The organism is Lysinibacillus xylanilyticus, assembly GCF_001183605.1.
Taxonomy (GTDB): domain Bacteria; phylum Bacillota; class Bacilli; order Bacillales_A; family Planococcaceae; genus Lysinibacillus; species Lysinibacillus xylanilyticus.
Genome location: NZ_LFXJ01000005.1, coordinates 505154 through 532079, shown reverse-complemented (window position 1 = coordinate 532079; position 26926 = coordinate 505154). Strand labels below are relative to the sequence as shown.

Annotated in this window: 25 protein-coding genes and 2 riboswitches; of the genes, 8 read left to right on the top strand and 17 right to left on the bottom strand. The window is 39.7% G+C overall.

Annotated elements, in window-relative coordinates; all coding sequences use genetic code 11:
- Nucleotides 1-471 precede the first annotated feature (471 nt).
- From ACZ11_RS05525 to ACZ11_RS05455, 15 genes are read right to left on the bottom strand one after another with little or no spacing between them, the layout of a single operon-like run.
- Nucleotides 472-1008 carry a cob(I)yrinic acid a,c-diamide adenosyltransferase gene (locus tag ACZ11_RS05525; protein WP_049664374.1) on the bottom strand — a complete coding sequence of 179 codons (537 nt, stop codon included), beginning with the start codon at nucleotides 1006-1008 and terminating at the stop codon, nucleotides 472-474.
- A gap of 14 nt (nucleotides 1009-1022) precedes the next feature.
- A complete protein-coding gene (locus ACZ11_RS05520) occupies nucleotides 1023-1583 on the bottom strand; it encodes a nitroreductase family protein (protein ID WP_049664373.1) in 561 nt (186 codons plus the stop codon).
- A gap of 32 nt (nucleotides 1584-1615) precedes the next feature.
- Complete coding sequence (gene cobA, locus ACZ11_RS05515; RefSeq protein WP_049664371.1) at nucleotides 1616-2383, bottom strand: uroporphyrinogen-III C-methyltransferase; 768 nt, start codon at nucleotides 2381-2383, stop codon at nucleotides 1616-1618.
- Nucleotides 2380-3018, bottom strand: a complete 639-nt coding sequence (locus ACZ11_RS05510) for a precorrin-2 dehydrogenase/sirohydrochlorin ferrochelatase family protein (RefSeq protein ID WP_049664370.1) — start codon at nucleotides 3016-3018, stop codon at nucleotides 2380-2382. The genes cobA and ACZ11_RS05510 overlap by 4 nt, the downstream gene beginning before the upstream one ends.
- Entirely contained in the window at nucleotides 3011-4378 is a 1368-nt protein-coding gene (locus tag ACZ11_RS05505) for a cobyrinate a,c-diamide synthase (protein WP_049664368.1), read from the bottom strand. The genes ACZ11_RS05510 and ACZ11_RS05505 overlap by 8 nt, the downstream gene beginning before the upstream one ends.
- Nucleotides 4379-4389: 11 nt before the next feature.
- Entirely contained in the window at nucleotides 4390-5511 is a 1122-nt protein-coding gene (locus tag ACZ11_RS05500; RefSeq protein ID WP_049664367.1) for a cobalt-precorrin 5A hydrolase, read from the bottom strand.
- The gene (gene cobM, locus ACZ11_RS05495; protein WP_049664365.1) at nucleotides 5504-6289 is read right to left on the bottom strand and encodes a precorrin-4 C(11)-methyltransferase; all 786 of its coding nucleotides are present in this window, start codon (nucleotides 6287-6289) and stop codon (nucleotides 5504-5506) included. Before cobM ends, ACZ11_RS05500 begins: the two co-directional genes overlap by 8 nt.
- Nucleotides 6289-6996: a precorrin-2 C(20)-methyltransferase gene (gene cobI / locus ACZ11_RS05490; RefSeq protein WP_049664364.1), complete on the bottom strand. Its 708-nt coding sequence runs from the start codon at nucleotides 6994-6996 to the stop codon at nucleotides 6289-6291. The genes cobM and cobI overlap by 1 nt, the downstream gene beginning before the upstream one ends.
- Nucleotides 6989-8209, bottom strand: a complete 1221-nt coding sequence (gene cbiE, locus ACZ11_RS05485) for a precorrin-6y C5,15-methyltransferase (decarboxylating) subunit CbiE (RefSeq protein WP_082172684.1) — start codon at nucleotides 8207-8209, stop codon at nucleotides 6989-6991. The genes cobI and cbiE overlap by 8 nt, the downstream gene beginning before the upstream one ends.
- Nucleotides 8166-9299: a cobalt-precorrin-5B (C(1))-methyltransferase gene (locus ACZ11_RS05480; RefSeq protein ID WP_049664362.1), complete on the bottom strand. Its 1134-nt coding sequence runs from the start codon at nucleotides 9297-9299 to the stop codon at nucleotides 8166-8168. The genes cbiE and ACZ11_RS05480 overlap by 44 nt, the downstream gene beginning before the upstream one ends.
- Entirely contained in the window at nucleotides 9299-9958 is a 660-nt protein-coding gene (locus tag ACZ11_RS05475) for a precorrin-8X methylmutase (protein WP_049664361.1), read from the bottom strand. The genes ACZ11_RS05480 and ACZ11_RS05475 overlap by 1 nt, the downstream gene beginning before the upstream one ends.
- Before the next feature lie 12 nt (nucleotides 9959-9970).
- Nucleotides 9971-10732 carry a precorrin-6A reductase gene (gene cobK, locus ACZ11_RS05470; protein ID WP_049664359.1) on the bottom strand — a complete coding sequence of 254 codons (762 nt, stop codon included), beginning with the start codon at nucleotides 10730-10732 and terminating at the stop codon, nucleotides 9971-9973.
- Nucleotides 10729-11634 (bottom strand): sirohydrochlorin chelatase, encoded by a 906-nt coding sequence (locus ACZ11_RS05465; RefSeq protein WP_049664358.1) that lies wholly within the window; start codon nucleotides 11632-11634, stop codon nucleotides 10729-10731. Before ACZ11_RS05465 ends, cobK begins: the two co-directional genes overlap by 4 nt.
- A gap of 14 nt (nucleotides 11635-11648) precedes the next feature.
- Nucleotides 11649-13319 (bottom strand): precorrin-3B C(17)-methyltransferase, encoded by a 1671-nt coding sequence (cobJ, locus tag ACZ11_RS05460; protein ID WP_049664356.1) that lies wholly within the window; start codon nucleotides 13317-13319, stop codon nucleotides 11649-11651.
- Nucleotides 13320-13323: 4 nt separating this feature from the next.
- Nucleotides 13324-13695 carry a (2Fe-2S) ferredoxin domain-containing protein gene (locus ACZ11_RS05455; RefSeq protein ID WP_049664354.1) on the bottom strand — a complete coding sequence of 124 codons (372 nt, stop codon included), beginning with the start codon at nucleotides 13693-13695 and terminating at the stop codon, nucleotides 13324-13326.
- Between the two features lie 136 nt (nucleotides 13696-13831).
- Nucleotides 13832-14016: riboswitch (cobalamin riboswitch) on the bottom strand.
- A gap of 217 nt (nucleotides 14017-14233) precedes the next feature.
- Nucleotides 14234-14418, top strand: a riboswitch (cobalamin riboswitch).
- A gap of 143 nt (nucleotides 14419-14561) precedes the next feature.
- On the opposite strand from ACZ11_RS05455, the gene ACZ11_RS05450 reads away from it, so the two are divergent.
- The 5 genes from ACZ11_RS05450 (at nucleotide 14562) to ACZ11_RS05430 (ending at nucleotide 20913) form a co-directional block, all read left to right on the top strand.
- Nucleotides 14562-15308 (top strand): energy-coupling factor ABC transporter permease, encoded by a 747-nt coding sequence (locus ACZ11_RS05450; RefSeq protein ID WP_049664352.1) that lies wholly within the window; start codon nucleotides 14562-14564, stop codon nucleotides 15306-15308.
- A gap of 2 nt (nucleotides 15309-15310) precedes the next feature.
- Nucleotides 15311-15583, top strand: a complete 273-nt coding sequence (locus ACZ11_RS05445; protein WP_049664351.1) for an energy-coupling factor ABC transporter substrate-binding protein — start codon at nucleotides 15311-15313, stop codon at nucleotides 15581-15583.
- A gap of 3 nt (nucleotides 15584-15586) precedes the next feature.
- Nucleotides 15587-16357 carry a cobalt ECF transporter T component CbiQ gene (cbiQ, locus tag ACZ11_RS05440; RefSeq protein WP_049664349.1) on the top strand — a complete coding sequence of 257 codons (771 nt, stop codon included), beginning with the start codon at nucleotides 15587-15589 and terminating at the stop codon, nucleotides 16355-16357.
- Nucleotides 16357-17193 (top strand): energy-coupling factor ABC transporter ATP-binding protein, encoded by an 837-nt coding sequence (locus ACZ11_RS05435; protein WP_049664348.1) that lies wholly within the window; start codon nucleotides 16357-16359, stop codon nucleotides 17191-17193. The genes cbiQ and ACZ11_RS05435 overlap by 1 nt, the downstream gene beginning before the upstream one ends.
- Nucleotides 17194-17415: 222 nt before the next feature.
- Nucleotides 17416-20913 carry a S8 family peptidase gene (locus ACZ11_RS05430; RefSeq protein WP_049664346.1) on the top strand — a complete coding sequence of 1166 codons (3498 nt, stop codon included), beginning with the start codon at nucleotides 17416-17418 and terminating at the stop codon, nucleotides 20911-20913.
- Between the two features lie 446 nt (nucleotides 20914-21359).
- Here the strand turns inward: ACZ11_RS05430 and ACZ11_RS05425 are convergent, their stop codons facing one another.
- On the bottom strand, nucleotides 21360-22457 hold the full coding sequence (locus tag ACZ11_RS05425) for a glycosyltransferase family 4 protein (protein ID WP_049664343.1): 1098 nt from the start codon (nucleotides 22455-22457) through the stop codon (nucleotides 21360-21362).
- A gap of 289 nt (nucleotides 22458-22746) precedes the next feature.
- On the opposite strand from ACZ11_RS05425, the gene ACZ11_RS05420 reads away from it, so the two are divergent.
- From ACZ11_RS05420 to ACZ11_RS05410, 3 genes are read left to right on the top strand one after another with little or no spacing between them, the layout of a single operon-like run.
- On the top strand, nucleotides 22747-23346 hold the full coding sequence (locus ACZ11_RS05420; protein WP_049664342.1) for a glycosyltransferase family 2 protein: 600 nt from the start codon (nucleotides 22747-22749) through the stop codon (nucleotides 23344-23346).
- 39 nt (nucleotides 23347-23385) lie between these two features.
- On the top strand, nucleotides 23386-24414 hold the full coding sequence (locus ACZ11_RS05415) for a polysaccharide biosynthesis protein (protein WP_049664341.1): 1029 nt from the start codon (nucleotides 23386-23388) through the stop codon (nucleotides 24412-24414).
- On the top strand, nucleotides 24411-25265 hold the full coding sequence (locus tag ACZ11_RS05410) for an SDR family oxidoreductase (protein WP_049664339.1): 855 nt from the start codon (nucleotides 24411-24413) through the stop codon (nucleotides 25263-25265). The genes ACZ11_RS05415 and ACZ11_RS05410 overlap by 4 nt, the downstream gene beginning before the upstream one ends.
- A gap of 222 nt (nucleotides 25266-25487) precedes the next feature.
- Here the strand turns inward: ACZ11_RS05410 and ACZ11_RS05405 are convergent, their stop codons facing one another.
- Nucleotides 25488-26615, bottom strand: a complete 1128-nt coding sequence (locus ACZ11_RS05405) for a DUF4261 domain-containing protein (RefSeq protein ID WP_049664338.1) — start codon at nucleotides 26613-26615, stop codon at nucleotides 25488-25490.
- Between the last annotated feature and the right edge of the window lie 311 nt (nucleotides 26616-26926).

Sequence of the window (26926 nt, the reverse complement as noted above, 5' to 3'; positions counted from 1 at the left end):
TTCAGCAGGTATTTCTCTCCAGAGCGCGAGTATTCTGTCTTGCTCCGCGGGCATCCCCCCAGAGCGCGAGTATTCTGCTTCGTTCCGCGAGTATTTCCTCTCCAAGCGCGAGTATTCTGTCTTGCTCCGCGAGTATTTCCACTCCAAGCGCGAGTATTCTGCTTCGCTCCGCGAGTATTTCCACTCCAAGCGCAAGTATTCTGTCTTGCTCCGCGAGTATTTCCACCCAAAGCGCGAGTATTCTGCTTCACTCCGCGAGTATTTCCACTCCAAGCGCGAGTATTCTGTCTTGCTCCGCGAGTATTTCCACTCCAAGCGCGAGTATTCTGCCTTGCTCCGCGAGTATTTCCACTCAAAGCACAAGTATTCTCACAAACGTGCGAAGTTCAACTTGATACATGGGGTTCAGCTTGCTTCCAGGTATTCTACCCAGTTCCGTTCGGGTATTCCCACTGATGCGAGAATCTCAAATTAGAATTCTAGACCTTTAACAGCTGGAATTCCTTCTTCGTAATAATGCTTTGTCGCATCAATTGTTGATACTAAATCTGCCATTGCTATTAGCGCTGGATTGGCGCTACGTCCTGTTACAACTAAATGCATTGTAGATGGGCGCTGTTGAATGGCTTCAATGACTTCGGCTATTGGAAGCACATCATCGATTGGAAATTTTGTAATTGCAAGCGCATTGTTGAGCTCATCTAATACGAGTACATCAATACTGTCGTCTTGCAGGGCAGCCTTTGTTTTTTCCCATGCCTTCGCTAACGCAGCACGATGCTCTTCTGGTGTTTTTGTCCAAGTGAAGCCGATCCCCATTTGCTCCATTTCTACGCCAAGCTTACGAAGAGCAATTTGCTCTCCGTATGTACGCTCTGGTGATTTAATAAATTGCATGTAACGTACATTAAGTCCTCGACCAACTGCGCGCAATGTGACGCCGAGAGAAGCCGTTGTTTTGCCCTTCCCTTCACCTGTGTAAACTAAAAACAAGCCTTTTCTAGCCATTTTTCAAGCCTCCCTTAAAGCCATGTTGTTTTTTCTTCAGATGGTGTACGTTTCTTGTCTTTAAGCTCCTGCTCTTCTGGATAGCCAATAAAGATTGTTCCTACTACCTTTTGTGATTCACTTGCGCCAATGAATGCATGCATACGTGGATCATGAACAAGCCCTACACCACGTGTACGCCATACAAAGCCAAGCCCTAGTTCCTCTGCTGCAAGCCACATGGACATGATGGCGCTACATACAGCAAAGACATTATCTGCTGTCGCATCTGCATCGTCTTCTACAATATCTGCTGTCACAACAATGGCCACTGGCGTTGTTTGAACAACCTTTAACGAGCTCTCTACTAAATTAGGTTTAGTTGGGAATCTCTCTTGTAAATAAGCACTTGCCATTTCCTCATAGCGTCTCATCGCATCATCTTGAATAACATAAAAATGCCATGGCTCACGCATACGGTCATTTGGAGCATAAGTAGCTGCTTGTAGAATTTGCTCGATTTTCTCTTTTTCAACAGGCTGTGCCGTGTAATTACGAATTGCTCGACGATTTTTTAAAGCCTCTATTACTGTCATGATGTGTTTCCTCCTTATGCTCAAATAACTTTTTATGAAAGGGCTAGTCCCTGTTCTTCAAACCATTGAATTTTCTCGCGTACATTGACGACTTCCCCAACGACAATCATGGAAGGATTATGATAGCCTTCTCGTTCAATAATGCTTGCAATTTCATCAAGCTGTCCTGTAATGGTACGCTGTTGCTCTGTTGTTCCCCACTCAATAACGGCGACTGGAGTAGTTGCTTTGCGACCATTTTCGATGAGCTTTTTAGAAATATAAGCAATATTACCGACACTCATATAAAAGGCAACTGTATCGATCCCTGTTGCAAGTGCAGGCCAATTTAAAAAGTCTTGTCCTTTTTCCTCACGGCCATGTCCTGTTACAAGAGCAAAACTTGTCGCAAAATCACGGTGTGTTACAGGAATACCAGCATACGCTGGGGCAGCAATTCCTGCTGTAATACCGGGTACGATTTCATAAGCAATACCATGATTTTTTAAAATTTCCGCTTCCTCTGCACCACGACCAAAGACGAATGGATCGCCACCCTTTAAACGTGTGACTATCTTGCCTTCCTGCGCTTTTTCGACGAGTAATGTATGAATCTCATCTTGAATTAAGTGATGCTTACCAGGTAATTTACCGCAGTACACAAGCTCAGCATCTTTTTTCGCAAACTCTAACAATTTCGGGTTCACAAGACGGTCATATGCAATGACATCAGCCTTTTGAATACATTCTAACCCGTACACTGTAATGAGCTTTGGATCTCCTGGTCCAGCTCCAACTAAATACACTATTCCGTCTTTCATCGCGCTTCTCCCATCAGTATTTGTTGTAAAAATGCTTCACGTCTATCAATCTCTCCATTACGTGTCCATTCTAGTAGGCTCGGTTCAAGTAATGCTTGTAAAGCTTTACGTCTTTGTGGGCCCTTTTCAAACTTAGCAGCAATCATTAAACGTGCCTGCTGTAGGAAGCATACGTAGTCATCATAAACCTCATCAAATTGCTCTTCGAGATCAGCCTTGATTTTACGTGCTAATGCTGGACTTGCCCCTGACGTTGAAACTGTCAACACTAAAGGACCACGACGCACTGTTGCTGGCGTTATAAAGTCGCTTTCAGCCTGTGCATCTGCGCGGTTGATGAGCTGCCAATGCTGGGCTGCTTCTTGTACAGCCTCATTTACTGACGTATCATTTGTCGCTGCAATAATGAGTGATGCATCATCCAAATCACGCGGTTCAAATTCTTTTTCATGCCACGTAATTTGTCCTGATTCCGCAAGGGGGAGTAAGGATTCATCTAGAGTTGGACTAACAACGACAATACTAGCTTTAGCTGGAAGCAGTGATGCTACCTTCTGTATTGCTACGTGTCCTCCACCAACAATTACTACGGTTTTATATTCAATATTGATGTGAATCGGAAAATAATTAGTCATGATTTTTCACCTTCTTACAAGCTGTTAACCAATTGTCAACAAGCTTTGGGTTAGATACGAAATGAAAATGCGTATAGCCAGCTACTAAATTTCCTGCTTGGTAGCCCTCTTGTTTGTTACCAAAGCGCCCCTTCGTTTCATAGGCCGGGGTATTATGTGAGCCGCTATATTTTGAATAGTGGAATTCATGTCCCTTAGCTTCTTCATCCGTACCAATTAAAAAATTATGTTGTGTGCCAAAAATTTCTCGGTAGCCAAGAGCAGCAAGCTTTGTTTGCATCGCTACTTCTCCCGGAATAACACCAATCATGTCATAACGGTCACCGTTGCTATTCGTAATAGCCTCCGTCAAATACATAAAGCCTCCACACTCAGCTAATGTTGGTAGACCTTTGGCAACTGCTTCACGAATAGACTGTTTAGCATTCGAATTTTCCGCTAAAATATCTGCAAATTCTTCTGGGAAGCCCCCACCGATATACAATCCGTCTGCTTCAGCAGGTACAGGCTCATTTGCAAGTGGTGAGAAAAATTGAAGCTCTGCTCCTTTTGCACGCAGCAGATTCAAATTCTCTTCATAATAGAAGTTAAACGCGGCATCCTTTGCAACGGCGATGCAAATATTTTGAGATGGTTGTTCCACAAATAGTTGCCCTGATTCTTGTAGAACAGGAGCCTTTGTTAATTCAAGCAATTGATCTAAATCAATGGTCTCTGCCATTAAAGAGCCTAGCTTATCAAAAAATGTATCGAGTTCTCCTCGTTCGATTGCAGGGACTAATCCTAAATGTCGACTAGGAATATCAATATCTTCCTCACGCTTCAAATATCCGATCACAGGAATACCGCACTCCTGCTCAATAGCAGCCTTCGCAATTTCATAATGACCGACACTACCGACTTGGTTGGCAATGACACCAACGATATTCGGTTGATCTGATAACATTTGAAAGCCTTTCACAACTGCTGCTACACTTCTCGCCATACTTGCACAATTGACAATTAAAATAACCGGGCTTTCTGTTACAACACTAATGTCTGCTGCAGAGCCAGCATCCGATAACGGACTTTTGCCATCATAAAAGCCCATAACTCCTTCAATAATGGAAACATCAGCATCTTTGCTTGCGCGCGCGACAATATCACGCACTGCTTCATGTGAAAACATCCAGCTATCGATATTGCGCGATACCCGTCCTGTTACCGCAGTATGATAGGTAGGGTCAATATAATCGGGACCACATTTAAAGCCCTGCACAATTTTGCCCTTTTCCTGTAATGCTTTCATAAGCCCAATGGTAAAGGTTGTTTTACCAACACCACTGCCAGTACCAGCTAGTACAAAGCGATTCGTTTGCATAGGCTTCCTCCTTAAAATGTTAATCTAGCAACAGAGATTGTAGCATTGCCCGATTTTTTCTTTTCTAGCACAAGCGATTCCACGTGCGCATAACGCATTGCTGCAGGCTCACTCACCCCGTATGCACCTGTATATTTAAATACGGTTTCCGAAGGTGATGGGAAATCAATTTCATTTAATTCCACCGGTGAATATGTAACAAATTCCCAATCGTATTTCTTTGTTATTTCTAAGAAGCATTGCTCGTCCTTCTTTAAATCAATCGTGCATAGCGCCTTGACACTTTTTTTCGAAAGCTTCAGCTCTGCAAGAGTTTCATCAATGACTTGCTCAATTTCTTCCACAGATGTCCCACGATTACAGCCCATGCCAAGCACGACCGATTTCGGTCGATAAATGACACCATTTTCAAGAAGCACTTCTTCTTCTGGGTCAATGATGCGGTCTGTAATCAACAATGTCGCTTGTGGTTTCGCTTCAATCGCTGCATATGTTGACGGATAAATTTTAATTTGCTCTGGCATCGCTGTGTCACGCATCCACCAGTCACGTTCCCCTGTTTCCTGAACAATTGCGACGTGCTCCTCGTTGACAACAGACGCACTTACAGGTGTCAGTTTATCGGCACTATCCCATACCCAGCCAAAACGTGCTCCAAATAAATCAACCGGGATGGTCTTTTGCACATCTGAGGCTGTCGTAATAATTGGATTTGCTCCAAGTGCTGCAGCTACTTCATGTGTCAGCTCATTGGCACCACCTAAATGACCTGATAAGACGCTAATCACATTTTCACCACGGTCGTCAATGACTACAACGCCAGGATCTGTCTTTTTATCCTTTAAAATCGGTGCTATCATGCGTACAACTGCACCGAGTGAGATGATTATAATCAAGCCTTTATATTGCTTAAAAAGAGTGGGTAGCAGTAAACGCACAGTACCTGTAAACATCTGAATATGTTTTTCTGCTTCATCACCCTGTTCAAATTTACTCATGTAATATAAGTCGCTCGCAGCAAAAGTATGCTGCAAGCGACGTCCAATTTGAACACCGTGCTTTGTGATGGCTACAACTGCATAAGGATTTCGTTGATCAACCTCTGGCAATAGGCCCTCTTGTAACTCAATCACTTGTCTTCACACCTTTTCTAAAGCCATGTGTGAAAGTAGCATCATATAATTTCGAACGATATTGATCCTTATCATGAATATTCGGATCTAATGCCCAACCAGCTAAAATCATCGCATGCTTACGAATACCGTTCACACGCATTGCTTCATCCAGTTCAATTAATGTTGTACGTACAATTTTTTGATCTGGCCAAGAAGCTCGTTGAATAACAGCTACTGGTGTATCATCTGCCCAGCCAGCATTCTGTAATTCTTTTACTATTTTCTTTGTTAACGTTGCACTCAGGAATAATGCAATTGTACAATGGTGACTCGCTAAATCACGTAGCTTTTCAAATTCTGGTACAGGTGTACGTCCTTCGGCACGCGTTAAAATAAGTGTTTGTGTTAAATCAGGAATTGTTAATTCTGCTCCGATTGCCGCTGCAGATGCGAAGACAGAGCTAACACCAGGAATAACCTCGTAGCCAATGCCTTCTTTTTTCAATAGTGCCACCTGCTCCATAATCGCTCCATACATTGCAGGGTCTCCTGTATGCATACGAGCTACTACTTTTCCCGCATTGACACGATCTATCATAACCGCCACCATTTCCTCTAAATGCATACCTGCCGTACGAATAACCTCTGCATCTGGTCGTGCCTTTGCAATAAGGTCCTCACTTACTAAAGAATCTGTATACATAACAACGTCCGCTGTTTGTAGCATATGTAAGCCTTTAACTGTAATTAAATCTGGATCACCAGGACCAGCGCCGACAATATATATTTTCTTCATTATTTACGCACCACCATTAACGTTAAATATTCTAAATCTACACCATCTAGCTCTCGTACATCCCAAATAACTTCCTCATCAGACGTTACCTTTGTTACGACTGATGCCTTATCAAGTAAATCTAAATCACGTAGCACCTCAAGCATTAAATCAATAACCTTCGCTACTTTAATGAACACCACTGCATCGTGACTTTCAATCGCTTCACGCATTGCATCATAGTCATCATGGGCAGGGACAATCGCAACACGGTCATCGCCATCTGCTAGCGCGATTCCAAGTCGTGATGCTGAACCATTGAATGATGAAATTCCAGGAACTGTTCGAATTTCAACTTCAGGGTGCATGTCCTGCATTAGCTTCATCATATGGATGAACGTACTATATAGTAATGGGTCTCCTTCTGTTACGAATGCGACGTCCTTACCTTCTTTTAATTTTTCATAAACAAGTTCAACTGATTTCGTCCACTCGCGTTCTAATACAGCCTCATCTTTTGTCATTGGAAATACTAGTCCAAGCATATCCTTTTCTTCTGGGTTAATATAGACATCTACGATACGATGGGCATAGCTTTTACTGCCTTTTAGTTTTTTCGGATAGGCAATAACAGGCGATTCCTGAATGATACGGAATGCCTTAACTGTAATTAACTCTGGATCGCCAGGACCTACGCCCAAGCCATATAAAATACCTAGATTACTCATGATTTTCTTCCTTTCGATATGCAGAAATAATGTAAATCGGATTTAATGGGACAAAACGTGTCATATCTAATATTGGTTTACTGCGTGCAAGCTGTGCCTGCAATATGTCTACAGCAAAGCCACAAGATTTAAACGCTTCGACTGCCTTATATAAATTTTCAATTGTTGCAGCATTCAATACAATACGACCATTTGGCTTTAAGCGTGTACAGCACAATTGTAATAACTCCACCATTTCCCCACCTGTACCGCCGATAAAAATCGCATCCGGATCAGGGAAGTTTTCAAGTCCTGCTGGCGCTTTACTATGAATAGCTGTAATATCTACACGGAACTTTTGCTGATTTTGCAGGCAATTTTCTAAATCAGGAGCGTTTTTCTCCACTGCAAATATTTGTCCTTCTGGCGCAAGCTTGCCTGCCTCAATGGCCATTGAACCCGTACATGTACCAACGTCCCAAATGATGCTATCCTTTTGTAGCTGCATTGCTTGTAAACTTAAAACACGAATTTCTTTTTTCGTAATAAGTCCTTTGTCTGGCTTACGCTGTGAGAATTCTTCATCATCAATACCGAGTGCATAGCGTTTCGGTACTGAGGTTTGTTGTAGAATGACAACATTTAAAGGAGAAAAATTAGCCATTTCTAATTCATCAAGCGAATACCAACCGAATTTTTCATTTGTGCCCTGTAAGTTTTCTGCCACAAATGCACGGTATTCTGTCATGCCAAAATGCTTTAAATAATTTGCTAGCGCATTTGGGTTATTTTCTGCATCTGTTAGCAGTGCCACTTTCTTTTTACCATCAATACGTTGTGCTAAGCCTTTCATGGAGCGCCCATGAATACTTGTGACATAAGCATCCTGCCAGCTTTCTCCCATCTTAGAAAAAGCAAGCTGTACCGAGCTCATATATGGATAAACTTCAATGTCTAGCTTCTTCGCTAAATAACCACCGATGCCGTAAAATAATGGATCACCAGACGCTAAGATCACTGTATTTCTTGTTTCTGTAGATAGTCTTTCAACAAGCGCTGAAAGACCACCTTTAATCAAAATTTTTTCACCAGTAAAGTTCGGGAAAAATTCTAGAACACGCTCCCCACCAACAAGTACCTCACAGTCTTCAATCCACTGCACGTATTGCGGTAGCAAGCTTTCTTGTCCGTTATCCCCGATCCCAATCAACTTCATCGATCGATGCAATGTCATCAGCCCTTCCTAATAATTGTCCCTGCATCGAATAGATCGATGTGGAAAGCGTTAAACCGCCCTTAATGTGATGTAATGATGAATAACAGCAAGCTTCACATAAGTGGTTAAAGAATGCATCATAGCCCTTTTCTGCCATAATTTCTCCGACCTGTGAAGCCGTGTTTGCCTCTCGTACGTTCGTAACGGTTTCTTCATCCGCACCAATATCCACTGCTAATTGAGCTAAAAAGTTAAAATCAATAGGAGCACTTTTGGAGTGCACCATCATGACACCTTGTGCCACCTTCGAGAATTTCCCCATCATACCAACAAGCGATACTTGCTTCATACCAAGTCGTTTACAATGCTTTAATGTAAAGCCTACAAAATCGCCCATTTCTATAAACGCTTCCTCTTGCAAATGAGGGTACTGTGCCATCGCATACTTTTCACTACGTCCACCAGTCGTAACAACTAAATGCTCACAACCAGCCTCTTTTGCAACACTAATCGCTTGGACAATGCTAGCCATATAAGCAGAACTCGAAAAAGGCACGACGGTTCCCCTTGTGCCTAAAATGGAGATTCCTCCAATAATACCAAGTCTCCCATTTAACGTTTTTTTAGCAATTTCTTCACCTTTAGGGACGGAAATAACTACATTAACGCCTCGTTTAATTTGAAATTCATCAAGTACGCCTTGTACAGTACTATGAATCATCTTCCGTGGTACTGGATTGATAGCTGCTTCTCCGACAGGCACTGGTAAGCCGGGCTTTGTTACACGCCCGACACCAATTCCACCGTCTAGATGAATGCCTGGTATATTTGACCAGCTTACTGTGCCGATAATGAGTGCTTTATGTGTTGCGTCTGGGTCATCACCAGCATCCTTAATCGTTTCACAGCTAACAGCATTATTTTGAAATGTACATTTTTCTATTGTGAATGTCGCATCTCGTCCAATCGGCAAATGAATAGTACTTGTTTCTTGCTCTTCATTTGTAATTAAGGCAAGTAATGCAGCCTTAGTTACTGCAGTCGCACAAGACCCCGTTGTATAACCGTGACGCATGTCCTTGGGATCCTTTTTAGGCTTCCGCTCCATTATTTTTTCGCCTGTTCATCCGCTAAAAGTGAGACAGCATTCAATGCGGCAACCGTCACTGTACTACCGCCTTTACGACCAACATTTGTAATATAAGGAATACCTTCTAGTTTTAAAAGCTCTTCCTTCGATTCAGCAGCTGATACGAAGCCAACTGGCATACCGATAATTAAATCTGGTTTCGCTAAGCCTTCTTTAATTAAACGAATTAATTCAAGCAATGCTGTTGGTGCATTACCAATTGCATAAATGCCACCTTCGTGTAATTTAGCTGCCTTTTGCATTGAGATAATCGCACGCGTTGCGTTTTGTTTTTTCGCTTCAATTGATACGTCTTCATCTGCAATGTAACAGTGTAAATCGCCACCATGCTTTTGGAAGCGTTTTTTCCCTGAACCACTTTCGATCATCTGCACATCTGCAATGACATGGCGACCTGCAAGGATTGATTTAATACCAGCTTCAATTGCTCCTGGTGTAATAATAACGCTACGTCCTAATTCAAAATCGGCTGAAGCGTGAATAATGCGACGTACAATTTTCCACTCATCCTCTGAGAAATCATGCTCGCCCATTTCCTCAGCAATAATAGCGAAGCTGTAATCGTAAATTTTATCTGGGTCTACTGTTAATGGTTTGAAATCTGTTTTAAAGTCCATTTGTATTGCCTCCTAAAGTGTGTTTTGTACAGCCTGTAATACATCTTCAAATGTAGAATATTGCTGTCCGTATTTTATATTTGGTCTTGCAATTAAAATTGTTTCAATGCCACATGCAAGGGCTGCCTCTAGCTTTTCATCCACCGAGCCAACCTTGCCACTCTCTTTCGTAATCATCAATGTCACATTATATTGACGAAAGAGGGCTTCGTTTAATTCCTTTGAAAATGGGCCTTGTATGGCAACAATATCTCTTTGTGCCACACCAAGGGCTTCACATTTTTCCATATTATCGAGTCGAGGAAGCATACGTGCAATCACTCGTGTATTTTCTAAGCCATGTAACACCTTTGTAAAGGTCGCTAATGTTTTACTGCCGGTCGTTAGCATAATGACTCCACGTTTTTCCGCTGCTAAATGGGCAGCCTCCTCATAATCCTTCACAACCGTAATTAGCGAGTGTGCATAATGCTCATGAGCACGTTCATAGCGAATATACGGAACATTTGCTTGCTTTGCTGCCGCCATGGCATTTTTTGAAGCTTCTTCAGCAAATGGATGAGAGGCGTCTACAACTAAACGATACCCTCGCTCGGTAATAATCGTCGCCATTTCCTCCGCCGTTAAACGACCAACTAAATGAGGAAGGCCTACTTCTGCAAGGCTTGAAGCGGCTGATTCAGTAACGACCGTAGCTGTCACAGCATGACCTGCTGACTGTAGTTCAAGTGCTAGATTCCTAGCATCGCTCGTCCCCGCTAACATGAAAATCATTTCACCGGCTCCTCTTCATGGTGATGATGATGGTCGTGGTCGTGGTCGTGGTCATGGTCATGGTCGTGATCGTGGTGGTGATGATGATGCGCATGTCCATGCACTGCCGCATAAGCACGATAATTTTCTAAATCTTGCATACCTGTCGATGTACCATTGACAGCTTGTTCAATACGCTCTAATAGCACATTTTGTAAACGCTCATGATAACCAAAATAATTAGCAATTTGAATATCACAGTCTGCGTATTTTTCGTTAAATTGATTGCACATGCCGTTCATACGTTCCATTAGGATACCTGTGAATAAAAAGTACGGTAGCATAATAATTTTTTTAGCACCTAGCTTCACACAACGCTCTATTCCTTCTTCTACACGGGGATCAGTGACACCCATAAATGCACTTTCTACATACTTAACCGGGAGTTTTTCCCATAATAAGCGTGTAATTTTATAAAAATCACCATTTGCAGTTGGATCACTGCCCCCACGTGCAATTAATAAAATGGCAGTATCTTTATGTTCTTCTTCAGCATTAAAGCCGATTTCTACTAAACGGTCTTCTAAAATAGCAAATATTTCATCATGGATACCGATTGTTTGTCCATACGTGAACGTTATATTTGGATAATGCTCACGCGCATGTTCGATTTCTGCTGGAATATGTAGTTTTGAATGTCCAGCATGAAGAAGGATAATCGGAATAACATGCACCTCTGTAGCACCCTTCTTCACACAGTTCGTAATACCTTCTTCAATGTTTGGCGAAGCGAACTCTAAAAAACATGTTTCTACTAAAAAGTTATCATCAATGCGAGGTGTCATTTGCTCGATAAACGTACGTACCTCTTCATTCCCTGCTTCTAAACGGCTCCCGTGGCCGACAAATAAAATTGCTTTCATCTCATTACTCCTCACTAGTCGCCGCATGGAGCTGGCTCTACTTTTATTTTTGAAGACATATCCTGATACGTAAAATGTAGGATCTTTTTCACACGCTTGAAGTATTTAAACAAACGTTCATTTGGATGCGCATTTGCTTTATATTCTTCGATAATGTCGGTGATAAGTGGTATGAGCTGTTCAGGCTCTAGCCCCTCAACAACTGGCTGTGCCGCATGTGCTGTACGACCAACCGGCTTGGCACCAATAAAAACATCAAATTTACTTTTACGATAAACAATTCCAATATCATCGAATACTGCTCGATAACATGCCATACCGCAGCCATTAAAGCCAATATTTAATGTTTTCGGTAACGACATCCCACCAAGTTTTGCTTGAATCTCTTCCGCATACGGAATCGAATCGTACTTTTCTCCATAACAGAAGTCACAAGCCTTCAACGATAACACGTCACCAAGTGGTGCTAGTAAAAAGCCAACTTCACGAAGCTTTGCTGTAACCTCTTCAGGATTAGACGTTGGAATTTTCAAATGAATCTGATGGTCTGGTGTATACTCCATCGTCCCTTCCTCGCCAACTACCTCAGCTAACGTCATCATTTGTTGAGGAGTAAAGAACTTATTGGCTACCCCAGGACTAACCGCTAATTCAAAAATGGATTCGATTTTTTGTTGAACACGCTTAGGTGTTACTTTCACCGCGCTTGTTCCCTTCACCATAGCAAGTGCAGCTGTCGCCATTTCCAGTGACGATTTTTTAGGCTTTGATTGTGGTCTGATGGCTAAACTGGGCTTCATACGATTGGCATTAGGATCTGTCGCAAAATCATTACTCGCTGCTCCTGTTTCTTGATTCATTGCCCATGGTTCATTTTCTTCTTTAAGTCGTTGATGTGGTCGTAACGGTTGTTTTTCCTCACCAAGTGTATATTTACGCTGATAACCACGTGGCGTAATCATTTTATTGTCGTAGAAGAATGTTGTTGAATTCCCGATAATAACTGTCGTTAACATGCCGATATCGTGTTCAAGCATTTCCGCTAAAGTAGTCATCGTAATTTCCTGACGGTCACGATACGCGCTTTTCACAAGTCCAACCGGCGTATCTGGTGAACGATATTCTAATAAAATTCGTTGTGCCTCAACGATTTGTCTCGTACGACGCCCACTTTTCGGGTTATAAAGAGCAATAACAAAATCCGCCATAGCTGCCGCTTCCACTCGTTTTGCAATTAAATTCCAAGGTGTTAGGTGATCACTTAAACTAATGGTACAGGCGTCATGCATAATAGGAGCACCTAGTAAACTTGCACACGAATTAATAGCTGAAATACCAGGAACAATTTCTACCTCGATACCAGTTGCTTCTGTCCATCCTAGCTCGATTAATACTTCATACACTAATCCAGCCATTCCATAAACCCCGGCATCTCCACTGGAAATGACCGATACGATACTTCCAGCCTCTGCTTGACGTACCGCTTCCTGTGCACGTGAAACTTCCTCTGTCATACCAGTACTAATAATTGACTTTGCACTAACTAAATCCTGAATAAGTTCAACATAAGTTTTATAGCCTATGATCATATCACTTTGTTGTAGTGCCTCCACAGCACGAGTCGTAATATGTTTAAAGTCTCCAGGGCCAAAGCCAACTACGAAAATCTTACCTTTTTGCGCCATTTTGCTACCCCTCTTTCACCTTTTCAATGCCTTTAATGGCTGTTGTTTGCGCTGTACGCTGCAACGAACCTTCACGCAATGTAAAAACATGCTCATTATGTAACGCTTCATGATTTAAATCTTGTACGAGCGCTCTCGCATGCTCCATTGTCGGCACTCGGTACCAATTCCCTTGTGGATAAGCAATGACAACACAAGCATCCTTACATCTGCCATTACAGCGGGTCCTTGTCGTATGTATTTCTTTATCAAGCGCTAATAACTGTATTTCATCACGGATTGCCAGTGTAATGTCCTCAGCATCTTTTTTCATACAGCTACTACCATTGCAAATAAAAAGATGTGTTTTCATCCCCTCTAAATTCCAAGTTGTCATAGTTTTTCTCCCCTCATTTGCTTTTAGGAAAAAGAAAAACCTTTACTCTAGACGAAGAGTAAAGGTTTAGTAGAAGCCAAATAAAAACGAATATACAGGTACTCGCTCTCGCTTCAACTTCTCCCTCCGAAAAGTTTGCATGCATCATCACATAAGCAGGTTTCCTGACTTAAGCTTCCTTTTACTTTCGCGCCTTCCTAAGCTTTCACTAGTGGCATCCGCGATTTCATCAGCTATTACAGTAGCGGGGGCTGTATCGGGTTCTCACCGATTTCCCTATTATCTTGAAAATATTCAAGCACTTATGGATGTTTTATATGAATTTATGTAATTGAAAACTGTTTCTATCATAGCTTATTTTTTTAAAATTTCAATATTTCTTTCTAAATTTATGACATTTTCATTAATTTTTTTAGAAAGATGTGACATTCATTTTATATTTATCCGAATTTTCGACATAGAAACTCAATTAAAAATATTTTCATAAAAAGTATAGCATATTTATGGAAAATCATGTTACACTTTGTCGTGAAATCTCACAACTTCATCTTTTTTCGGTGCGAATTGTTCATCATTTCGCTTAAAAGGGAAGCCGGTTCAAGTCCGGCGCGGTCCCGCCACTGTACTAGGAAGTTTTATAGAGAATGTCACTGTCCAAAGGATGGGAAGGCCTATAAAACGTTGAACTAAAGCCAGGAGACCTGCCGAAAAATATGTGATCGTTTCAACCTACGAGGATGGGTGTGCGGCTTAGCAAATTAGTATTTTATTTGCATTTTTTCAGCTATGCATTTTTCCGCAAATGGAAAAGTGCTTTTTTATTTGCGCACGCTAATTCGAAATAATTTATTGAGGAGGAGAGATTTTTGAAATTCTCAGGTTGGAAGCTTAGTTACTTCTTATTGGCATTTTTATTCGTGCCAAATCGGGCATTTGCGATGCATATTATGGAGGGCTTTTTGCCAATTGAATGGGCGATTTTTTGGTGGGTCATATCGATTCCTTTTATTATTTTAGGATTACGTTCTATTCGTAAAACCATCGATGAAAATCCTGAAACAAAAATGATATTAGGTCTATCGGGTGCCTTTGCCTTTGTGCTATCAGCTTTAAAAATTCCTTCTGTAACGGGAAGTTGCTCACATCCGACAGGAGTTGGGCTTGGAACAGTTCTTTTTGGACCATTAGCGATGAGTGTTATCGGGACAATCGTATTATTATTCCAAGCTTTACTTTTAGCACATGGTGGGCTTACAACTTTAGGAGCTAATGCCTTTTCCATGGCCATTATGGGCCCTATTATCGCTTACTATGTATTTAAGGGCTCACAAAAAATGGGGCTATCATTTTCCATCGCTGTCTTTTTAGCAGCAATGCTTGGTGACTTAGGTACATATATTGTCACTTCTGTGCAATTAGCTCTTGCCTTCCCTTCTGAGGTCGGAGGCTTTATGGCTTCATTCACAAAGTTTGCAGGTATTTTTGCATTAACTCAAATTCCTCTTGCTGTTAGTGAAGGAATTTTAACAGTGGTCGTTATGAACTTCCTGAAAAAATACAATGTCAGTGAATTAAAAGCTTTACGTGTTTTTTCAGCAAAGGAGGCTCACTAAAAATGAAAAAAAACTTACTACTTTTAGCAATTGTTGTGTTATTAGCAATCGTTCCTCTATTTATTCAAAAAGGTGCAGAATTCGGAGGGGCTGATGGTGAAGCGGAAGCAGCGATTAGTGAAATAGATGCAAGCTACGAGCCATGGTTTGAAAGTTTATGGGAGCCACCGAGTGGTGAAATTGAAAGCTTATTATTCGCACTTCAAGCTGCTATCGGAGCTGGATTTATCGGCTATTTCATCGGCTTAATGCGCGGCAAACATAAAGAGGGTTAAGAGATGTTACTCATTGATAAGTATGCTTATTTGAATAAACTAGCGTCTGTTCATCCGCTAGAAAAAATGACGTTCTCCCTTGGACTACTTTTATTGTCGCTTATCATGAGAGATGAACGAATTTCACTCATTACATTTATTGTGATGAGTGCTTTTATCATTATAGGCGCAAAAATTCCTACAAAGTATTATGCAAAATTACTATTGCTACCTGGATTTTTTTTACTATCAAGTTTAGTATCAATTTTAATTTCTATTGCGCCAGCAACTAAAACGCTGCCAACGCACATATGGTCATTTTCTCTTAATAGTTGGACAATTTTTGTCGGAAGTGCAAGCCTAGAGACAGCGCAGCAGCTTTTTTTCATCGTCCTTGGTAGCATTAGCTGTTTGTATTTTTTAATTCTCACAACATCAGTACAATCCATTTGTTACGTCTTGCGACAATGGCGTCTTCCAACTCTATTTGTAGAGCTAGTAGAACTAACGTATCGTTTTATTTTTATCTTTTTAGAAAGTATGCAAAAAATTCATCTTGCCCAACAGGCCCGCCTAGGATACAGCTCCCCTATGCAGTGGCTTCGCTCGGTATCAATGCTGATTGCAGCTTTATTTGCCGAGATGTTCCAACGAAGTCGTGAACTAAACAATGCGATGGAAGCACGCGGTGGCGAAACTGTTTATTGGCAGGAGGATACTACCTATAACACGAAAAATTGGCTTGGTATTACTACTATTTTTATACTCCTCATCATTTACGGAGGTTTTTTCTAATGACAGACTTATACTTTGATTTAACACATTTATCCTACGCTTATGCTGATGGAACTCATGCCTTAACGGATATTACACTACAGCTTCCAAAGGGGAAAAAAATCGCTTTACTTGGTCATAATGGGGCTGGAAAATCAACATTATTTCAGCATTTAAACGGAATTTTGAAGCCTACCGCTGGAAGTATATCCTTTTGTGGTAAAGAACTTAACTATAGTAGAAAAGCATTAAAAGAATTACGCCAACAGGTTGGTATTGTTTTTCAGGATGCAGACAACCAGCTTTTTTCTGGCACAGTTAAGCAAGATATTGCATTTGGACCTCTGAATCTTGGCTGGACAACTGAAAAAATTGAAGAGAAAATTGCGTGGGCTGTCGCTCAAACCGAAGTCGAAGCATTGCTTGATAAACCGATACATTTTTTAAGTGTTGGACAGAAAAAACGTGTCGCAATGGCTGGTGTACTTGCAATGGAACCTTCCGTTTTATTATTAGATGAACCGACGGCTGGACTAGATAATTATTATAGTGCAAAAGTTTTACAGTATTTAGCTATGTTAGAGAACGGTGAGCGAACAATTTTACTGGCAACGCATGATATCCCACTAGCTTATGAATGGGCAGATCAGATCATCGTGATGGAAGCTGGGAGAATTATTTATAATGGGGATCCAGTTGCAATGTTCTTTCAAGAGGATTTGCTTGAAAGAGCTCATCTTGAACGTCCATGGGTTTTTGATATGGCTATTGCTTTACAAAATAAAAAACTATTGGAGAATAACATCAAAATGCCTCGTTCGAAGGAAGATTTACACAGACTAATAGAGCAGCTCTAAGATAATTTGTCCATAGTTGGTACTTTTCAATTGTGGCTGAATACACTCACCTACTCCAATTAAATCTCCCTTCTACATATTTTTATCATGAACAAAATATAATGGTAAAATATAGAATGGTACTTTTGGAAATAAATATACTCATTTACGAAACTTTTCTATTACTCATTCGTATTAGTAGAGATGGCCCAAATATTTAATACACCCAAGGAGGGAAAACAGTTGAAGAACTGGAAAAAGAAATCAATCGCAATAGTAGCATCTGCTGCACTAATGGTACCTGCTGCTTCTGCCTTTGCTGAAGCACCGCAAAAAACAGCAAAGAACCAAGAGTTAGTGAAAGTAGCTAGCAATAAGGATCAATCATCTAATAATCAAAAAGAGTGGATTAGTAAGGATACTATTATTATCAAACATTCAGGTCTTGATAACAGTGTGCATAAGAAAATCGGCTCAAAAGTGATTCGCTCTATTCCTTCATTAGGTTACGATGTTATCCAACTTAACAAAGGAACGAATTTAGAAAAAGCAGTTTCATATTATGCTAAGCAAAAAGGGGTTAAAAGTGTATCCCCAAGCTATGTGTACCATTCTTTTGGCACAAAAACAGATCCAAAGAAACAGGATATGTATCATTTAAACCTGCTTCAAATTGATAAAGCTTTAAAATTAGCAGGTAACAATGATGTAAAAGTGGCAGTTATCGATTCTGGTGTGGACTTTAAACATCCAGATTTAAAATCTCAAGTGCTACCTCCATATAATGCTGCGGCACCTGCCAATACTGCTTATACTGGTGATCACGGGACACATGTAGCAGGGATTATTGGTGCAGCAAAAGATAATGGTATTGGAGGACACGGGATTAATCCAAATGCCAAGCTTCTTCCGATCGATGTATTCAACGGAAAAGATGGTGCTAATGATTTCATCATTGCACAAGGAATTCTTTACGCTATCGAGCAAGGCGCCGATGTTATCAATATGAGTCTTGGCGGCTATGGTGAATCTCCATTAATGAAGGAAGCCGTTCAGACAGCGATTGATAAAGGAGTTACCATTGTAGCTGCTGCTGGAAATGAATCGACAGATAATTACTCCTTCCCTGCTTCTTACGAAGGCGTAATAAGTGTAGGTTCTACGAATGATCGAAACAAATTATCAAGCTATTCAAACTATGGCCCATCTGTTGATTTAGTAGCGCCAGGTGAAGAAATTTACAGTACAGTCCATGATGAGAAAAAAGGATCATCCTTTGTTAAATTTAGCGGAACGTCGATGGCATCTCCCGTTGTTGCAGGTGTGGCTTCCCTACTAAAATCAAAATATCCAGATTTAAAGCCACATGAAATAGAAGCAATTCTCGAAACGACGGCAAAGGATTTAGGTGAGAATGGCTATGATCTTACATATGGACATGGCCTAGTAGATCCTGTGAATGCATTACAGTTTAATATAAAAGATTTACCAAAACAGTATTCAGAAACAAAAGAAGAGCGCTTGAAAAACGCAAAAGTCCTTAAAAAGGATACATTAAATACAGAAAAAGGTACATTCAACCAACCAGACGAAAAGAAATGGTACAAAGTTAATTTAGATGCAAATGAATATGCTCAACTGACATTAGAAGGTGCAAACAAATATGATTATGCATTTGATTTGTATTTCTACCCTGAAGGTAACAGCAAAGAAGTAGAACCAATTAACGTCAATGATGTTCGCGTTGGCAAGCAAGAAGGATACCTATATAAAGCAGAGCAAAAGGGAACCCTTCTTATTGGAGTTAAAGATCATAATGGCAACTATAGCTCAAAGGGCGATTCTAACTATGTCTTCACAGCTCAAACTACTAATAAATTACCAATTGATTCATTAGATATGGAGCATATGGAGAAGATTGAAAAATTCCCATTCAGTACAGCAGGTAAAAACTATACCCTACTTTCTGAAGATCATCTAGGTGACAAAGACTATTTTACATTTTCAGTAAATGAACCAACGACACTGAAATTTGATTTAACTGGGATTCCAGGTGTTACTGCATCCATGGAGCTTTATTTAAAAGAAGACTTAGTTAATGTACCAGCAGAGGAAATCGATGCTGAAGGATTAGATGAGGCATATCCAATCCGAGCATCTTATGGTATGGATAAAGGCGATGGAGTAAACTTGGTTGTCGATGCTATACCAGGTGAAGAGTATGTAATTAGCGTATCTAATAAAAACAGTAACAATTTTTCACTTGATATGTTCTTTAGCGGAGGTATTAATACTGAAGAAACTGTTAGTGAATCCATTATTCCTTACACATTAAAAGGTGAAGTCGTAACCATTCCTCAAGATGAAGACGGCCTTACATTAGATGGGGAAAAGCAAGAAAACAATATACAAAAGGACCTTTTACCTTTACCTGAATATAAAACAAAAAAACGTAATCAAGTAAATGATTTTATGAATATATTCATGGATCCAAATGCTATGGGACAACTGGAAAACGCTGACCAAATTATAGAACAAGCGATTCGTTTTGATATTGGTAAAGATCAAAAAGCATACTTCCAAACTGAAGATGATGAAGATTACTTCACATTTACAGCTAAAGAAAATGCCGTTTATGGTTTCAAGATTCAAAAAGGTATGAACCAATCACCAGCTGGTAATATCTTCGAATACGATGAGCAAACTAATGAATTAATCCCAGTTACTTCATTAACTAACGATATGGGGTTACTTAGTCTACTTCTTGGGTCAACAAGTGATGAAAACGATGCTAAGACAATTGCATTGACAAAGGATAAAACTTATGTTGTAAAAGTAATGAATCTTGGTGACCGTTCTTCTGAACCGTATACACTTAAAACAAGTAAAATGGCAGCTATTCCAAAAGAATATAATAGAAAAAATAATACAACAAAAACTGCTAAAACGATTGGACCTAATATCACTTACAAAGATCATCTAATTTATCAAGATGATACAGATTTTTACTATTTTAGACAACCAGGCAAAGATGAAGTCATGAGCCTTCTTATTTCTTCTGTACCATATACAAAAGAACAGCTTGATCAATTACCTAAAGAACTTCTAAATGACTTGAAGTTTTCAGGCTCTATTATAGAAGATACAAATGGTAATAAGAAAATTGATCCAAAAGAATTGGCCACAGAAATTCCATTTGGACAGAGTGAAGACCTCCTTCAACTACTACTAGGGCTTGGAGGGACAACAGATGTAAATACTTCATTTAAAGCCAAAAAGGATCACGGGTATTTTATAGTTATTAACGGCAGCAGTGTTGGACAAGTATCAATCCAACCGTATACTTTAACTTTGGTTGATCATAAAAAAGCAGATGAAGATGCAGATTCTAAGTTAGTTAACGGTAAACCGACAAAACCAACTGTACTTACGAAAAAAGACGGTAAATGGGTAGCTACTCAAAATCTAAATACAGGCGTTCCATTTGGTGATAAAGACTATTTTGAATTTAAAAACGACAGCAAACGCGACGTGTTCTTCTCTCTTAAAACAGAAAAAGCACTAGATGGCGTCATCCGTATTATTGATGCAAATGGAAAAACAGTAGAAACATTAGATTATTACGGAGCTGGGGATGCTGAAGTAGGTACTGTCGAACTGGATAAAGGAACTTACTATATTGAAGTAAGTGAATATTACGGCAAAGCTAGTACTCAACCATATACACTAGAAATAAAGTAAGACTTTAATCAGTGGGGATTTTTCATCCCCACTGATTATTAGTTTTCACCAATCAGGCGTTTACGGGCAGTTCATCACACACCTAATACCTTTGCTAGTTTTGAGGTAGGAGTCGCTTCGCTTTCTGTACAGAAAAATTACTGCCCGTTAATGCGGGATAAACTAAGATACACTCTTGGGCTGAAAAACGAAGTAGAATAATAGAATTTTCGGTTGAAGGTAGTGTAAAAGGAATATCCCCTAGATGATGAAAAATCTAGGGGATATTTTTATGCATTAATGTATTATTCACCAGAACGAGGGGTTTATCACGAAAGTGTATGATGCTGTTAACCTCGTTCCCCTACTAGTCTCTCTAATCTTCAAGGAGTCGCCCTGTCTTCACTCCAATCATTTTCTATAAATAGCATTTGTTTAGGTCGAAATTATCATTATAAAGAACTAATTTAACTTTTCTTTTCCCCTAAATATTCAGCCACTTTTTGCACAATATTTCTCCAATTTAATTCCGCTCTTGCGAATGCTTGGAGATGTTCGCATGTATCAGCTAATAAAACTTCCTGTTTTGTTACTAGCTGCAATGTCCGTCCAACACTTTGCCAATCATGTGTCGGATGAATTGTCCCATAGCGTTGATTATGGGTAATATCCGCAGCCCCATCTACATCAGTCGTAACGATATAACAACCATTCTTTGCGGCCTCAGCAAAGACATGAGCATAGCATTCTACTAAGGAGGTAAGGCAAAAAATTTTAGCCTTTCTATACTCTTCCTCCAGTTGTACCTTATCATAAATCGGTCCCAAAATAGTGACCTGTGCCGCGAATGGATTTCCATCAAGTACGTTCGACAGCTCCTGTCTAAACGCCTCTGACATTGGTCCCACTAACCGAAACTCCCAATCTGAAAGTTGTGCTGCTAAAAATGCTTTTACAGCTAAAAGAACTTGTTTTTCAGGAGCATCTAAACGACCAACCGTTAATATTCTATTTTCTTTCTCGTTAAATAAAACAGGCTCTGTTTGAAACAGCTCATAAAAACCATTTGGAATACGTTTAATATCTAAATTTGAAAATTCATGAATAGAGTTTTGAATGGATTCACCTTCAGAGGACAATACATCACAAAGCTGGAGTAACTCCGTAAAGTAAGGATAGGTTTTCAATCGATTTAACCAAAACCGATTAACATCTAATTTCATATAAATTTTTCCGTTCGGATTATATTTTTTATAGGTTTTTAATATCGACAAATACGATGGATACGGCCCAATTGCAAATGCAATATCAATGTCCCTCGCATGCTCTATTAAATAGGTATTCATATTAGCAACATAGTCATCCCCAAACGGAATATGTTGAAAAGTAACTGAAGGAAAGGTTTGTTTTAATAATGCTTCATTCATTTCAGTCGTTAAAATACTAACATCATAGCCTAAATATTCACCTAACAATATAGGAACAAGGCACAAATCTTTAAAAATATGTGCGTCGGAGAGCTTATATGATTCCACGCTACATATGAAGGCAATCTTTTTTGACATAACATCCCCCTTTTTAAAATGAAGTACTTCATTAAATTATGATATCTCGCTTAATAACGTGAAAAGAATAGTATAAACACCGTGAATACACTAGTAAAATCACCTTATTTTTAAAATGTTTTCTCTCTTTTAAATAACTAACAAATGTAAATAATTGCCCACACACCAACTCTTGCAATGCATATTGTAATAAAGAATCCTCTATGTCAATCAAAACTAACAGCATTAGACTTTATAAAACTCCGACTTATGTCTATTCCTAATAACTATAAAAGAATCGAGGTTTTACATGAAAATTAGCTTTTTATCACCTGCCTACAATAGTGAAGAGTGGATATTAACAATGTTAGAAAGTATCCCGAAAGAATACGCCTATGAAATTATCGTTTGCGATGACGGCTCAACCGACAATACTTTAGCCCTATTAGAGGACTATCAAAAAAGCTGTCCTGCCTTAAAAATAATTAACCATCCAACTAATTTAGGTGCTAGTGTAGCCTATAATCGATGTATCGCAGAAGCTACAGGTGATTATATAGCTATCATTGATAGTGATGATCACTATTTACCCGCTATTCGAAACGTCTTATCCCAAGTTGATGGTCAGTTTGATGTTTACTACTACAACATGCTAACAAAAGCTGGCTATGCATTTTTTAAAGATGAATCTAATCGATACACATTACCTGGTCAATTTAAAATTATTCGAAGAAGTTTTATAGGGGATGCAACCTTTACCATAAGAAAAGATATTGCTGGGGATTGGGATTTTAACTGTGCCTTAATGGATAAAAACCCGACGAGCAAATATACAAATGAATTGGCATATTGGTATAACTTCCCAAGAGAGAATTCTGAATACGATTTACATCGAAGAGGATTAAAATGAATCATTACTCGATGCATGTAGAAGGTGTGAGACACTACAATGTTTAAAGATAAAGTTCTTCTCATAACAGGGGGCACCGGATCTTTTGGTAATGCGGTATTAAGGAAATTTTTGAATACCGACATTAAGGAAATTCGCATCTTTTCAAGAGATGAGAAAAAGCAAGATGATATGCGTAAACTCTATCAACATCCGAAAATCAAATTTTTTATTGGCGATGTACGTGATATCCAAAGTATTCACAATGCAATGTATGATGTTGACTTTATTTTTCATGCTGCCGCTCTTAAGCAAGTCCCCTCTTGTGAATTTTTCCCACTGGAAGCAGTTAAGACAAACATACTAGGTACTGATAATGTTTTAACTGTTGCTATTCAAGCAGGCGTTAAAAAAATTATTTGCCTATCTACTGATAAGGCTGCTTATCCAGTTAACGCAATGGGAATTTCAAAGGCCATGATGGAAAAAACGTTTATTGCTAAATCAAGAATGGTTCATTCAGATAAAACATTGATTTGCGGTACACGATACGGCAATGTGATGGCTTCACGAGGCTCTGTTATCCCTTTATTTATTGAACAAATTAAAGCTGGCAAGCCATTGACTATTACAGATCCAAAAATGACACGCTTTATGATGAGTCTCGATGAGGCAGTAGAATTAGTTTTATACGCCTTCTCCCACGCTGACAACGGGGACATTATGGTGCAAAAATCACCAGCTGCCTACATTGAGGATTTAGCCCAGGCCCTTCTCGAAATTTTTCAAGCTCAAAATAATATACAAATTATCGGAACACGGCATGGTGAAAAGATTTATGAAGTGTTATTAACAAAAGAAGAAGCTGCAAAAGCCATTGATATGGGGAATTTTTATAGAATCCCTGCCGATAATCGGGATTTAAATTATGGAAAATATCTTGATGAGGGCTCTCCAAAAATAACGTTAACCGATGAATATAACTCTACTAATACGAAAATACTGTCCGTCACTGAAATAAAGGAAAAATTGTTAAAGCTCCCTCTTGTTCAAGAAGAATTACGTAATTGGATGGGAGGAAAACCTTGAAATTTTTAGTTCTTGGAGCTACTGGAATGGCTGGCCACACGATTTCACTCTATTTATGCTCTCAAGGGCATGATGTAACAACCTATTCACGAACAACCTTTTCATACGGAAAAAATATTACGGGAGATATTACTGATTCAAATTTTTTAAGGACACTATTACTAGATTACGACTATGATGTTGTAGTCAATTGTATCGGTGTTTTAAATGATGCCTGTGATACCGACCGTGAGAAAAGCATATTTCTCAATAGTTATTTGCCTCATGCCATTGTATCTTTATTAAAAAACAGGAAAACCAAGCTTATTCATTTGAGTACGGATTGTGTATTCTCAGGAAAAACCGCTCCCTATTATGAAAAAAGCCTTCGCGATGGGGAAACCTTTTATGATCGTACGAAGGGATTAGGAGAAATTGAAAGCACTCAACACCTGACGTTTCGTAACTCTATTATCGGCCCTGATATGAAAGAGGATGGTATAGGCCTCTTTAATTGGTTTATGAAGCAACACGATACTATTAACGGCTATACTGGCGCAATATGGACCGGAGTTACTACCCTAACATTAGCAAAAGCAATTGAACGTGCAGCAATTGAAGGTACAACAGGCCTCTACCACCTCGTCAATAATAGTAGTATTTCTAAGTTTGATTTACTGCAATTATTCAATACGCATTTCAAGGAAAATAAAGTAGTCATCCTACCATATCAGCTCGTAAAAATTGATAAAACACTAGTCAACACACGAAATGATTTTTCATTTACAGTACCTAGCTATGAGGAAATGATCCTTGAGATGAAAAACTGGATATGGCAGCAAAAAGATATATATCCTCATTATTTCAAATAAGTTTGGAGGTTCCACACGTAATAATGGTTCGACCAAAAGTTTTTTAGGCTATACAAATGTAGAAGGTGTTTTAATTGGTTGGAGCATTTCAAAATACTATAAAGCTGACATCATAAAGATTGAAATCGATGGTATCCCTCACTTACGATTGGAATTCGCGATTAGTTAATTTGATTATGAAGCATAAAAAGACACCTACTACGGTGTCTTTTCGGCATGAAATTAGTATTTGATTTTAAGAGTATCCCCATCGACATAAACTCCCTCAGAACGGGAAATCGGCAGTTTTTGCTCTGCTGAGAAGCCGATCGTTTCTCCATCCCTTAAAGTGACATTCTCTTCTACAATATATCCGGAAATCGTAATCAAAAAATCACGCAGTTCGGCAGGAGATGCTTGACTGTCCAAAATTTCAATTTCATCCTTGCCAAAGGCTTTTAACCCATAAGTATATCCATCTACCCCGGTCTCCGTTCCGACAAGGCCGAAATAAACCAGATTCAGTAAAGGAAACATATCGTCATTCTTCATGATTTCAGCCATATCCCAAAAAAGTTCAGGCTGAAATACGGTGCCGCATGTATAGATCCCTATTGCGTTAGGAAGCTTTAAACAACTGGCAGCCAGCTTAGTGTATAGCCTGCCACTGTCCAAAGGGGAGCCGGAGCGAGTAAATGCAGCCAGGATGATTTGAGCTACATGCGTTTGAGTAACCTCCACGGCTTCCTTCCACATGTAGTTTCCCTGTGCATAATGCTCAGCCTCACCATCTGGTATAGGAGCATCGACAAAACTTACCGCTAACATGCAGTCGTCCACTTCAAAGACCAGTGTTCCTTCATTTGTTTCTTCGGCGTTTTCCTCATCCTCTTCTGACGAGCAGGTGATGTTCCAATCATTCAAAAGGTTGGCTTTTATCTGATCAATATCACATTCTGCAGAGTTAAGCAGAACGAACCCGTTAAAAATACCAGAACCATTGTCTTGCGTTTCCGTCTCGTCCTCCATGGACTGGCCAGCTTCATATGCTGCAGCCTGCTGCATCCAATATTCTCGGATTAATTCTACCGTCTTTACAGCTTCTTGCTCTGCAGTCGCAGGGTCATAAGGTTGCATCTCGCTGAATATATGGCCGCAATGCTCGGTGTCAGACGGGTCCTCATAGCCTCCACATACGCCAAGGAGCCATTTTCCGAGCATTGCTTTTTTATACTTAAATATATAGTAATGCATATCATGTAAATCAAACTCTCCTGCAATTTCTATTTTGCTAGGTTGTTTCCCGAGTTCGCGTTCATCTGCAAGCCAGTCAATCATGGATTGCATCGCTGCTTGTTGTTGAGCTGTCATTAATTCCTCTCCTTTTTGAATAATATGATTCTACAATTATACTACCAACTTTTAGGAAGATGAATAATGCATCTAGATTTTTCCAAAAACAGTAGTTTCCTTCTATTTCTTTTTGTATTCCGCCTGGGTCTTTAGGCCAACAAATGTCTTTTGTGCAAAAGCGTAGGACCAACGAAGCGGTACGATGTTAAGTTCTTAGCCTGAGTTCCTCTATTTCAGCGAGTGTTTAGACACCCGCTGAAATAGAGCGAATAGAAGTATTATTGGTTTCGATTTAGTGAAAATACCTGCAATGATTTTGATCATTCCAC

What these genes read in the sequence shown, in the direction of transcription:
- ACZ11_RS05455 (WP_049664354.1), bottom strand. Translation starts at nt 13,695, where the DNA reads ATGACAACTTGGAATTTAGAGGGGATGAAAACACATCTTTTTATTTGC.
- ACZ11_RS05505 (WP_049664368.1), bottom strand. Translation starts at nt 4,378, where the DNA reads ATGCAAACGAATCGCTTTGTACTAGCTGGTACTGGCAGTGGTGTTGGT.
- ACZ11_RS05475 (WP_049664361.1), bottom strand. Translation starts at nt 9,958, where the DNA reads ATGGACTTTAAAACAGATTTCAAACCATTAACAGTAGACCCAGATAAA.
- cobK (WP_049664359.1), bottom strand. Translation starts at nt 10,732, where the DNA reads ATGATTTTCATGTTAGCGGGGACGAGCGATGCTAGGAATCTAGCACTT.
- ACZ11_RS05525 (WP_049664374.1), bottom strand. Translation starts at nt 1,008, where the DNA reads ATGGCTAGAAAAGGCTTGTTTTTAGTTTACACAGGTGAAGGGAAGGGC.
- ACZ11_RS05425 (WP_049664343.1), bottom strand. Translation starts at nt 22,457, where the DNA reads ATGTCAAAAAAGATTGCCTTCATATGTAGCGTGGAATCATATAAGCTC.
- ACZ11_RS05435 (WP_049664348.1), top strand. Translation starts at nt 16,357, where the DNA reads ATGACAGACTTATACTTTGATTTAACACATTTATCCTACGCTTATGCT.
- cobJ (WP_049664356.1), bottom strand. Translation starts at nt 13,319, where the DNA reads ATGGCGCAAAAAGGTAAGATTTTCGTAGTTGGCTTTGGCCCTGGAGAC.
- cobM (WP_049664365.1), bottom strand. Translation starts at nt 6,289, where the DNA reads ATGAAGAAAATATATATTGTCGGCGCTGGTCCTGGTGATCCAGATTTA.
- cbiE (WP_082172684.1), bottom strand. Translation starts at nt 8,209, where the DNA reads ATGACATTGCATCGATCGATGAAGTTGATTGGGATCGGGGATAACGGA.
- ACZ11_RS05415 (WP_049664341.1), top strand. Translation starts at nt 23,386, where the DNA reads ATGTTTAAAGATAAAGTTCTTCTCATAACAGGGGGCACCGGATCTTTT.
- ACZ11_RS05445 (WP_049664351.1), top strand. Translation starts at nt 15,311, where the DNA reads ATGAAAAAAAACTTACTACTTTTAGCAATTGTTGTGTTATTAGCAATC.
- ACZ11_RS05480 (WP_049664362.1), bottom strand. Translation starts at nt 9,299, where the DNA reads ATGGAGCGGAAGCCTAAAAAGGATCCCAAGGACATGCGTCACGGTTAT.
- cbiQ (WP_049664349.1), top strand. Translation starts at nt 15,587, where the DNA reads ATGTTACTCATTGATAAGTATGCTTATTTGAATAAACTAGCGTCTGTT.
- ACZ11_RS05420 (WP_049664342.1), top strand. Translation starts at nt 22,747, where the DNA reads ATGAAAATTAGCTTTTTATCACCTGCCTACAATAGTGAAGAGTGGATA.
- ACZ11_RS05520 (WP_049664373.1), bottom strand. Translation starts at nt 1,583, where the DNA reads ATGACAGTAATAGAGGCTTTAAAAAATCGTCGAGCAATTCGTAATTAC.
- ACZ11_RS05465 (WP_049664358.1), bottom strand. Translation starts at nt 11,634, where the DNA reads ATGAAAGCAATTTTATTTGTCGGCCACGGGAGCCGTTTAGAAGCAGGG.
- ACZ11_RS05510 (WP_049664370.1), bottom strand. Translation starts at nt 3,018, where the DNA reads ATGACTAATTATTTTCCGATTCACATCAATATTGAATATAAAACCGTA.
- cobA (WP_049664371.1), bottom strand. Translation starts at nt 2,383, where the DNA reads ATGAAAGACGGAATAGTGTATTTAGTTGGAGCTGGACCAGGAGATCCA.
- cobI (WP_049664364.1), bottom strand. Translation starts at nt 6,996, where the DNA reads ATGAGTAATCTAGGTATTTTATATGGCTTGGGCGTAGGTCCTGGCGAT.
- ACZ11_RS05405 (WP_049664338.1), bottom strand. Translation starts at nt 26,615, where the DNA reads ATGACAGCTCAACAACAAGCAGCGATGCAATCCATGATTGACTGGCTT.